The organism is Micromonospora sp. BL1 (genome assembly GCF_003667485.1).
In the GTDB taxonomy this organism is placed as follows: domain Bacteria; phylum Actinomycetota; class Actinomycetes; order Mycobacteriales; family Micromonosporaceae; genus Micromonospora; species Micromonospora tulbaghiae.
Map to the genome: position 1 here is coordinate 22346 of NZ_RCVK01000158.1, position 9271 is coordinate 31616.

The following is a 9271-nucleotide window of genomic DNA, read 5'->3' on the forward strand; positions in this document are numbered from 1 at the left end:
CGCCGACGAACGGAGAACCGTCCCGTGATCACCGCGATCGTGCTGATCGACTGCGCCACCGACTCCATCCCCGAGGTGGCCGAGACCCTGGCCAACCTGCCCGGCGTCAGCGAGGTCTACTCGGTGGCCGGGCACGTCGACCTGATCGCCATGGTCCGGGTCCGGGAGTTCGAGCAGATCGCCCAGGTCATCGCCGGCAGCATCTCGAAGGTGCCGGGCGTGCTCAACACCGAGTCGCACATCGCGTTCCGCGCCTACTCCCAGCACGACCTGGAGGAGGCGTTCGCGATCGGCCTGGCGAACGCCGACTGACACGAGCCGGTGACCGGCCCACCCTGGCGGGCGGACCGGCCACCGTCGACCGTGCGGTACGTCAGCTCTGGCTGGGCACCGGGGTCTCCGTGGTGCCCGGAGCGGGCTCCTCGGTCTCGGTGCCGCCCGGAGCCGGCGACTCGGTGCCACCCGGGGACGTGGTGCCGCCCGGGCTGGGCGTGCCGCTGGCGCTGGTCTGCGGAACCGGGACACCCAGCGTCTGGGCCAGGGCCACCAGCGCGTCGTAGTGCGCCTGGAGGACCGGCAGCGCGTCCTGCGCGATCTGCACCACCGACTGCTCCGAGCCCTGCGAGATCTCGGTCTGGGTGGCCTGGATCGCCTGGACGTGACCGGCGAGCTGCGCGGTCACCCACGCCTTGTCGAACTCGGCGCCGCTGAGGTTGTTCAGCTTGTCCAGGACCTTCTGCTGGTCGGCGGTCGGGTCGGCCGGCAACTGCACGTTGAGCTGCTGCGCGGTCGACTGCACCGTCTGGTCCAGCTGGGTGTGGTCCGTCACGAACATCTTGCCCAGGTCCTTGACCTGCTGGTTCTGCCCCTTCTGCTGGGCCAGGTTACCGGCGGTGATCTCGAACAGGTTGACCTGGTGCACCGCCTGCAGGTACTGCGTGTCCTGCGTCGACGGCTGCGCCGCAGCCTGCGACGCGGCGGCGGGCGCCAGCCCCACGACCACCAGCGCGGCCAGCAGGCCCAGGCGTTTGATTCCCAACATTCGTTCCTCCCCCATGAGACGTCGGACCGCACGGATACCCGGCTGACCGGGGTTATTCCTGCGATTCCACCCGTCCGTGTCGGGGGCGACGGCCGTCCGCGCACCGGCCGCCCGGCGTAGGTGGGAGACAACCGGACGGCAGGGGCGGAAACGGCAGTGGCGCCCGCCGGAAGATCCGGCGGGCGCCACTGTCAGTCGTACCGGGGAGGGTCAGCGACGGCTCTCGCCGCTGCCGATCTCCTCCCGCTCCGGCCGGGCCTCGACCGGCGGGTGCCCCGGCGAGACCGGCGCCTCGGCCGGCTTCTCGATCGGGTAGAAGAAGCCCCGGATCGCCGGGCCGAGGGCACCGAGCCGGTTCATCTTCTTCGGCACCACCCAGCCGACGTAGTCCAGCGCCGGCGGGTGACCGTCGTGGCCCTCGGCCGAGGTGAGCGGCTGGTGGACCTCGACGAACCGGCCGTCGGGCAGCCGCTTGATGATGCCGGTCTCCACGCCGTGGGCCAGCACCTCGCGGTCGTGCTGCTGCAGACCCAGGCAGATCCGGTACGTGATGTAGTACGCGATCGGCGGGAGGATCAGCAGGCCGATCCGGCCGCCCCAGGTCATCGCGTTCAGGCTGATGTGGAACTTGTCCGCGATGACGTCGTTGGCGCCGGAGAGGGTCAGCACGACGTAGAAGGCGAGCGCCATGGCGCCCACGGCGGTCCGGGCCGGAACGTCCCGGGGCCGCTGGAGCAGGTTGTGGTGCTTGTAGTCCTTGAGGCGGCGCGCCTCCAGGAACGGGTACATCGTCGACAGGCCGACCAGGATTCCGGGCAGCACCACCGTGGGCCAGAACAACGGTGGGATGACGTACCCGTTGCCGATCGGGATGTGGATCTCCCAGCCCGGCATGAGGCGGGTCGAGCCGTCGAGGAACATGACGTACCAGTCGGGCTGGCTGGCCGCCGAGACCACCCACGCCTCGTACGGGCCGAACAGCCAGATCGGGTTGATCTGGAACAGGCCACCCATCAGCGCGACCACGCCGAAGACGACCATGAAGAAGCCGCCCTGCTTGAGCGCGTAGCGCGGGAACATCCGCTCGCCGACCACGTTCTCGTTGGTCCGGCCGGGGCCGGGCCACTGGGTGTGCTTCTGCTTGAACACCAGGCCGAGGTGCACGCTGATCAGCGCCACCAGCAGGCCCGGGATGAGCAGCACGTGGGCGATGAAGAAGCGGCTGATGATGATGGTGCCGGGGAACTCCCCACCGAAGATCGACGAGCTGACCCAGGAACCGATCACCGGGATCGACAGGATGATCGCGGAGGCGATCCGCAGACCGGTGCCGGACAGACCGTCGTCCGGCAGCGAGTAGCCGGTGAAGCCGGCCAGGAAGCCGACCCAGAACAGCAGCGAGCCGATGATCCAGTTGGTCTCACGCGGCTTGCGGAACGCGCCGGTGAAGAAGACCCGCAGCATGTGGACCACGATCGCGGCCATGAACAGCAGGGCCGACCAGTGGTGCATCTGCCGCATGATCAGACCACCACGGACATCGAACGAGATGTCCAGGCTGGAGGCGTAGGCGGCCGACATCGGGGTGCCCCGCAGCGGCGCGTAGCTGCCGTTGTAGATGACCTCGGTCATCGCCGGCTCGAAGAAGAACGTCAGGAAGACGCCGGTGAGCAGCAGGACGATGAACGAGAACAGCGCGATCTCGCCGAGCAGGAACGACCAGTGGTCGGGGAAGACCTTGTTCAGCAGCTTGCGCAGGGGCGTGGCCACCTGGAAGCGGTCGTCCACCGCCCGCGCGCTCTTGGCCGGCAGCGCGGCCGCATCAAACTTTCGGCGCTTCATGGCCGCTCCCAGAAGTCGGGACCGATGGTCTCGGTGTAGTCGGACTTCGCCACGAAGAAGCCCTCCTCGTCCACCTCGATCGGCAGCTGCGGCAGCGGCCGGTTCGCCGGGCCGAAGATCGGCTTGGCGTTGTCGGTGATGAGGAACTGCGACTGGTGGCAGGGGCAGAGCAGGCGGTTGGTCTGCTGCTCGTAGAGGCTGGCCGGGCAGCCGGCGTGCGTGCAGATCTTGGAGAACGCGACGTAGTTGCCCCACATGTAGTCGCCGTGGCCCTTGCGCTCGTTCGCGGCGCGCGACTTCTGCGCGTCGTCCTCCCGCAGGTGGATGAGCAGGGTGGGCGAGTCGGCGTGCAGGTTGCTGACGCCGCCGTCGATGCCCGGGAACACGGTGAGCTGGCCGCCGACGCTGACGTCGGCCGGGCGGATCGGGCGGCCGTCCTCACGGATGAGCCGGATCTTCTTGCCGCCCTCGGCCGGCTGGAAGCCGGTGGTGAACATCTGGTTGTTCTTGTGCGGCTGCTCGATCAGGCCACCGATCAGCGGGGCCGCGGCCACCGCGCCCACCGGCGCGAGGCCGGCGAGCAGCGAGATGCCGAGCAGCGGCCGACGGCGTACGCCCATCTCGTCGGCCAGGTAGAGCATGGTCTCGCCGGTGATCTTGCGACCTTCCGGGTCCTCGGCCTGGTCGTGCCGGTCCTGGATCGAGACCTCCTTGGGCAGCAGCTTCTTGCCCCAGGTCAGGATGCCGAAGCCGATGCCCAGCAGTGCCAGGCCCAGCGTCACGCCGAGCAGCGGCGTGTAGAGCTTGTCGCCACCGGTACCCGGCTCCCACTGCCACGGCCACCAGATGTAGACCACCAGGAAGGCGGTCGCGAAGACGCCGGTCAGCAGGAACATCAGGGCGACCGTACGGGTCAGCCGGCGCTCGGCCTTGCTGCCCGGGACCACCTGCGGCTCGTAGTGGACGATCTCGATGTCGTCCCGACGCGCGCCCTCCTGGACGATGTCGAACCGGGAGAGCCGGGGGTCGTTCACGTCGAGCGGCTCCGGGCCCTGCTGGGCCTGGTGCTCGGTGTGGGTGCTCATGCCGTCACCTCGCTACGGGTGACGCCGGGGGTCGGCGCCACAGCACTGGAAGCATTGATCCGTCCGGTCACGACTTGCCCGCGATCCACAGGCTCGCGAAGACCAGCGCGACGATGCCGACCAGGAAGATCGCGAGACCCTCGGTCGACGGGCCGTAGCGGCCCAGGTTGAAGCCGCCCGGGTCGCCGTCGTGCTTCAGCGTCTCCTGGATGTAGGCGATGATGTCCGCCTTCTCCTCGGGCGTGATCTGGTTGTCGCCGAACACCGGCATGTTCTGCGGGCCGCTCAGCATCGCGGCGTAGATCTGCCGGTCGCTGGCCGGCGCCAGGCTCGGCGCGTACTTGCCGGAGGACAGCGCGCCGCCGCCGCCGCTGAAGGCGTGGCACTGCGAGCAGTTGATCCGGAACAGCTCACCACCGGTGGACAGGTTGGCGCCCTCACGCAGGTCCCCGTTGGGCACCTCCGGGCCGCCGCCGAGCTCCTGGATGTACTGCCCGAGCTGGCGCACCTGCTCGTCGGTGAACTGCGGCGGCTTGCGCATGGCCTGGGCCTCCTGCCGGGCCATCGGCATGCGACCGCTGCTGACCTGGAACTCGACCGAGGCCGCTCCGACGCCGATCAGGCTCGGACCACGGCCCTCGACGCCCTGGGCGTTGCGACCGTGACAGGTCACACAGCTCACGTCGAACAGCGCCTTGCCCTCGTTGCCTGCGGCGGTCAACGGAGGGTTGTCCTGCGCCTGCACGCCGGGGGCGAAGACGGTGTAGGCACCGCCGGCCAGCATCAGCGCGGCGAACAGCCGGACCGCGGCGCCCAGCCGGCGGCGGCCCCTGCTGCGCACTACGGGCCGCCCGCGCAGCCGCGCGAGCAGACCGCGTCGGCGGTCGTTGTCAGAAGTCATGACCTGTGTCCTTAACCGGTTGGACCTTGTCTCAGGGGACGGAGCAGCGGCGCGGTTCGTGACGCGCCAAGATCACTGGAGCCAGTAGATCATGGCGTAGAGCGCGATCCACACGACGTCCACGAAGTGCCAGTAGTAGGACACGACGATCGCCGAGGTCGCCTGGGCGGGGGTGAACCGGCCCATCGTGGTACGGATCATGAAGATCACGAAGGCGATGAGACCGCCGGTCACGTGCAGACCGTGGAAGCCGGTGGTGAGGTAGAACATCGACCCGTAACCGTCTTCGTTGATCTTCACGCCCTCGTGCACCAGGGTCCGGTACTCGTTCAGCTGACCGAGCACGAAGATCAGACCCATCACGAAGGTGATCGTGAACCACCGGCGCAGAGCGTGGACGTCGCCGCGCTCGGCCGCGAACACGCCGATCTGGCAGGTGATCGAGGAGAGCACCAGGATCACCGTGAACGTGGTCGCGTACGGGATGTTCAGCACCTCGGTGTGCTTCTCCCACTGCTCCGGCGCAGCCGCGCGGATGGAGAAGTACATCGCGAACAGCGCCGCGAAGAACATGAGTTCGCTGGAGAGCCACACGATCGTCCCGACGCTGACCATGTTGGGTCGGGTCAGGGAGTGGATCCGGCTCTTGTCAATGGCTGGGGCCGCAGTCACGCGGTCATTATTGCCCCTGACCGGGACCGACGATCAGCGGGGTGCCAAACCGAGCCCTTCCGTGGCCCGATAGTGGAGGTCCGCTTCGCCTGACCTACCCTGAAAAGCGTGCTGCACGTCGATCAGATCCGCGCCGTCACCTCGGCTGTTCCGGCGACGCTGGCGGCGGGAGGCGAAGGCGCCCCGCCGCCGTTCACCGTGGCCCGGGTCCTCACCGAGACCCGGCTGGACAGCTGGCTCACGCTGGGCATCGTCCTGGCCGCCGGCCTCTACCTCTACGGGGTGCACCGGCTGCGGCTGCGCGGCGACCGCTGGCCGGTCATCCGTACCGTGTCGTTCCTCGGCCCCGGCCTCGGCGGAATCGCCCTGGTCACGCTCACCGGGCTCGGCGCGTACGACACCGCCCTGCTCTCGGTGCACATGGTGCAGCACATGGTGCTGTCGATGATCGCGCCGATCTTCCTGGCGCTCGGCGCGCCGGTGACGCTGGCGCTGCGCACGCTGCCGGTACGCCCGCGCAAGCGGCTGCTCGCGATCGTGCACAGCAAGGTGATCCGGATCTACAGCTTCCCGCTTGTGGCGTTCGCCATCTTCGTGGTGAACCCGTTCGCGCTGTACTTCACCGACCTCTACGAGTTCACGCTGCGCCACGAGTGGGCGCACGAGCTGGTCCACGCGCACTTCATCGCCACCGGCTGCGTCTTCTTCTGGCCGCTGCTCGGCCTGGACCCGCTGCCCGGCCGCTGGCCGTACCCGGGACGCGCCCTGCTCATGCTGCTCTCGGTGCCGTTCCACACCGTCCTCGGCCTGACCATCATGCAGAGCACCACGCTGTTCGGCGGCGACTGGTACCCGTCGCTGAACCTGTCCTGGTCCGACCCCTGGAACGACCAGGTGGTGGCCGGCGGCATCCTGTGGGCCGGCGGCGAGTTCGTCAGCGTCACCATGCTCGCCGTCCTGGTCGTCCAGTGGGTCAAACAGTCCGAGCGCGAGGCCCGCCGGCTCGACCGCGAGCTGGACCGCCAGGAGGCCCGCGAGCGCGCCGCGGAGGCGAGCGCCTGAGGCCCGTTCCGGGGTACGCCCCGAGCGCGCCCGGGCGGGGCGACAGGCCGGATGTGACGCCCGCTACGATCAGCGGGCAGCTACGAGGTGGGAGCCACGTCACGATGAGCGATCGTCTTTGCACCGTCCTGCTCTACAGCGACGACCCGAAGGTCCGCGACCGCATGCGGCTCGCCGTGGGCACCCGGCCGGCGCCCGGCATCGAGATCGAGTTCGTCGAGGCCGACGAGTACAACGCCTGCATCCGGCTGGTCGACGACTACGAGATCGACCTGATGCTGCTCGACGGCGAGGCGAGCCCCGGCGGCGGCATCGGCATCGCCCGCCAGATCAAGGACGACCGGGACGACGCGCCCCCGACCTGCGTGGTGCTCGCCCGCGCCGCCGACCGCTGGCTGGCCGCGTACGCCGAGGTCGACGCCACGCTGACCCACCCGCTGGACCCGGTGGTCGCCGGCAGCACCGTGGCGGAGCTGCTGCGCCGCACCCACGCCGCGGCCTGATCCCCCGGCCTTCGCGCGTCACGGCGACGCGGCCGTGGCGCGCCCCAACCGCTTTCCTCACGCCGCTCGGGAGGCCCGCCATGGGCGAACGGACCTGGCCGCTTCTGCTCAACGCGCTGCTGCGCGGCGAGGAGCTCTCCACCGCCGACACCGCGTGGGCGATGGGCGAGATCATGGCCGGCTCGGCCACCCCGGCGCAGATCGCCGGGTTCGCCGTGGCGCTGCGCACCAAGGGTGAGACCCCCGGCGAGCTGGGCGGCCTCGTCGAGGCCATGCTGACCCGCGCGGTACCGGTGCACCTGCCCGAGGACGTACGCACGACCGCGCTGGACGTGGTCGGCACCGGCGGCGACCTCGCCCACACGGTGAACATCTCCACCATGGCGGCGCTGGTGGTCGCCGGGGCCGGGGTCCGCGTGGTCAAGCACGGCAACCGGGCCGCCTCCTCCTCCTGCGGCACCGCCGACGTGCTGGAGCAGCTCGGCGTACCCCTCGATCTGGCGCCCGAGCAGGTCGCCCGCTGCGTCACCGAGGCCGGCATCGGCTTCTGCTTCGCCGCCCGCTTCCACCCCGGCATGCGCCACACCGGCCCGGTCCGGCGCGAGATCGGCGTACCCACCGCGTTCAACTTCCTCGGGCCGCTGACCAACCCGGCGCGGCCCCGCGCGGGCGCGGTGGGCTGCTTCGACAAGCGGATGGCCCCGGTGATGGCCGCCGTGTTCGCGGCCCGGGGCGACTCCGCGATCGTGGTACGCGGCGAGGACGGCCTGGACGAGTTCAGCACCGGCGCGCCCACCCGGGTCTGGGTGGCGCAGCAGGGCACCGTCACGGAGTCCGTGCTGGACGCGACGGAGCTCGGCGTACCCCGGGCCACCCTGGCCGACCTGCGCGGCGGGGACGCGGTCTACAACGCCGACGTGGTCCGCCGGCTGCTCGCCGGCGAGACCGGCCCGGTGCGGGACGCGGTACTGGTCAACGCCGCTGTGGCGCTGGCCACCCAGGGCCCGCTCGACGGCGACCTGTACGCGGTGCTGCGGGCCAACCTGGACCGGGCCGCCGCGGCGGTCGACTCGGGTGCCGCCGCGGCCGCGCTGGAGCGCTGGCTCGAGGTGGCGCGCGCCGCCTGACCGCGGCCTGGGACGGGTGTTGTCGTACCCGCGTGCCAAACTACACGGGAGTTATTCTCCGTTTTCGGTCTATCCGTTTTCGGTCTATCAGTTTTCGGTCTTCGGTCCGCCGGCCGGCGCCTCCCGCCTCGGCCGGTGCCCGGAGCGAGAGGAGCCACCCGTGTCTGACCGCGAGCTGCACTGTGACACCTGCGAGGGCGTCGTGCTGTTCGAGGCGCCGCCGTGCGGCGACGGGCACGGCGCCGACTGCCCGGAGCTGATCTGCACCGGTTGCGGCGCTGCCGTGGTGATCGCCACGTTCGCCTTCCGCGAGACCCGCCTGTCCGGCCGCCGCGCCCGCCCTTCTCACCCCCAGGCCGCCTGACCGCCGCTCCCTTCCGGCACCCGCCTTCGCCCTTCCGCGCCGCACCCTTCCCGCGCCGCGCCGTACCGCGCTCTTTCCGAGCCGCGTCGTTCCCGCGCCGGGCCATTCCTGCGCGCTACGCCTCCCGTGTGTCGCACACCTTCCGCGCCGCAGCCCTTTGTGCACCTTCCGCGCACCGCGCCGCACCCTGCTGCACCCGTCTCCGCGCACCGCGCCTGTCCGCGCCGCTTGCCTCCGCCGCTGGGCGCGGCCGCCCACCCCTCCCCGCCACGCCACGCCCGACAGCTCAACCGTCCGCCGCGTGATCAAGGAGTTTGTGTCCCCCGCGGTCGTCCAGGCGGACAAACTCCTTGATCACCGCCCGGTGACCGGCAGGTGGTGGTGCTCCCCCGGATCAATGAGGCAGGGCGGGCGCCGGGAGCGCATCGGGCGCTGGGCTTGGGCGTAAGTGTCGGCGGTGACCCCGTGGCAACACCCGCGTCTCGGGAGCGGACTGCGGTTCCGCCCACCGGCCCAAGCCGCGCGGCGAGATCTTGGTGAGTGACCGCGTCGGGCGGTGATCATGAGGTTGGCGGGGACAAAAGGGACCGCCGACACCGCTAACTTCATGATCGACGGGGCAAGCCCCGGGGCGAGGCGGAAGCCGGAGCGACGCGGGAGGGCGGGACGGCGG

At 70.4% G+C, this 9271-nt stretch carries 10 protein-coding genes; 5 read left to right on the plus strand and 5 right to left on the minus strand.

Annotated elements, in window-relative coordinates; translation table 11 throughout:
- The first annotated feature begins 24 nt into the window (after window positions 1-24).
- Window positions 25-312 carry an Lrp/AsnC family transcriptional regulator gene (locus EAD96_RS05600; RefSeq protein ID WP_013287689.1) on the plus strand — a complete coding sequence of 96 codons (288 nt, stop codon included), beginning with the start codon at window positions 25-27 and terminating at the stop codon, window positions 310-312.
- Between the two features lie 61 nt (window positions 313-373).
- On the opposite strand, the gene EAD96_RS05605 is transcribed toward EAD96_RS05600, so the two are convergent.
- The 5 genes from EAD96_RS05605 to EAD96_RS05625 all read right to left on the minus strand — a co-directional run bounded on the left by EAD96_RS05605 (window position 374) and on the right by EAD96_RS05625 (window position 5542).
- Window positions 374-1042 (minus strand): DUF4142 domain-containing protein, encoded by a 669-nt coding sequence (locus tag EAD96_RS05605; RefSeq protein WP_120568762.1) that lies wholly within the window; start codon window positions 1040-1042, stop codon window positions 374-376.
- A 210-nt stretch (window positions 1043-1252) separates the two neighbouring features.
- Window positions 1253-2884, minus strand: coding sequence for a cytochrome b N-terminal domain-containing protein (locus EAD96_RS05610; RefSeq protein ID WP_120568761.1), 1632 nt, complete (start codon window positions 2882-2884; stop codon window positions 1253-1255).
- Window positions 2881-3969, minus strand: a complete 1089-nt coding sequence (locus tag EAD96_RS05615) for a ubiquinol-cytochrome c reductase iron-sulfur subunit (RefSeq protein WP_120568760.1) — start codon at window positions 3967-3969, stop codon at window positions 2881-2883. Before EAD96_RS05615 ends, EAD96_RS05610 begins: the two co-directional genes overlap by 4 nt.
- A 67-nt stretch (window positions 3970-4036) precedes the next feature.
- On the minus strand, window positions 4037-4870 hold the full coding sequence (locus EAD96_RS05620; protein ID WP_091421029.1) for a cytochrome c: 834 nt from the start codon (window positions 4868-4870) through the stop codon (window positions 4037-4039).
- A gap of 72 nt (window positions 4871-4942) precedes the next feature.
- Window positions 4943-5542: a heme-copper oxidase subunit III gene (locus EAD96_RS05625; RefSeq protein ID WP_120568759.1), complete on the minus strand. Its 600-nt coding sequence runs from the start codon at window positions 5540-5542 to the stop codon at window positions 4943-4945.
- A gap of 126 nt (window positions 5543-5668) precedes the next feature.
- On the opposite strand from EAD96_RS05625, the gene EAD96_RS05630 reads away from it, so the two are divergent.
- The 4 genes from EAD96_RS05630 (at window position 5669) to EAD96_RS05645 (ending at window position 8598) form a co-directional block, all read left to right on the plus strand.
- Window positions 5669-6604: a cytochrome c oxidase assembly protein gene (locus EAD96_RS05630; protein ID WP_225853228.1), complete on the plus strand. Its 936-nt coding sequence runs from the start codon at window positions 5669-5671 to the stop codon at window positions 6602-6604.
- 104 nt (window positions 6605-6708) lie between these two features.
- Window positions 6709-7107, plus strand: a complete 399-nt coding sequence (locus EAD96_RS05635; protein ID WP_091421042.1) for a hypothetical protein — start codon at window positions 6709-6711, stop codon at window positions 7105-7107.
- Window positions 7108-7187: 80 nt separating this feature from the next.
- Window positions 7188-8234: an anthranilate phosphoribosyltransferase gene (trpD, locus tag EAD96_RS05640; protein WP_121683514.1), complete on the plus strand. Its 1047-nt coding sequence runs from the start codon at window positions 7188-7190 to the stop codon at window positions 8232-8234.
- Window positions 8235-8394: 160 nt separating this feature from the next.
- Entirely contained in the window at window positions 8395-8598 is a 204-nt protein-coding gene (locus EAD96_RS05645; protein ID WP_121683515.1) for a hypothetical protein, read from the plus strand.
- Window positions 8599-9271: the final 673 nt, after the last annotated feature.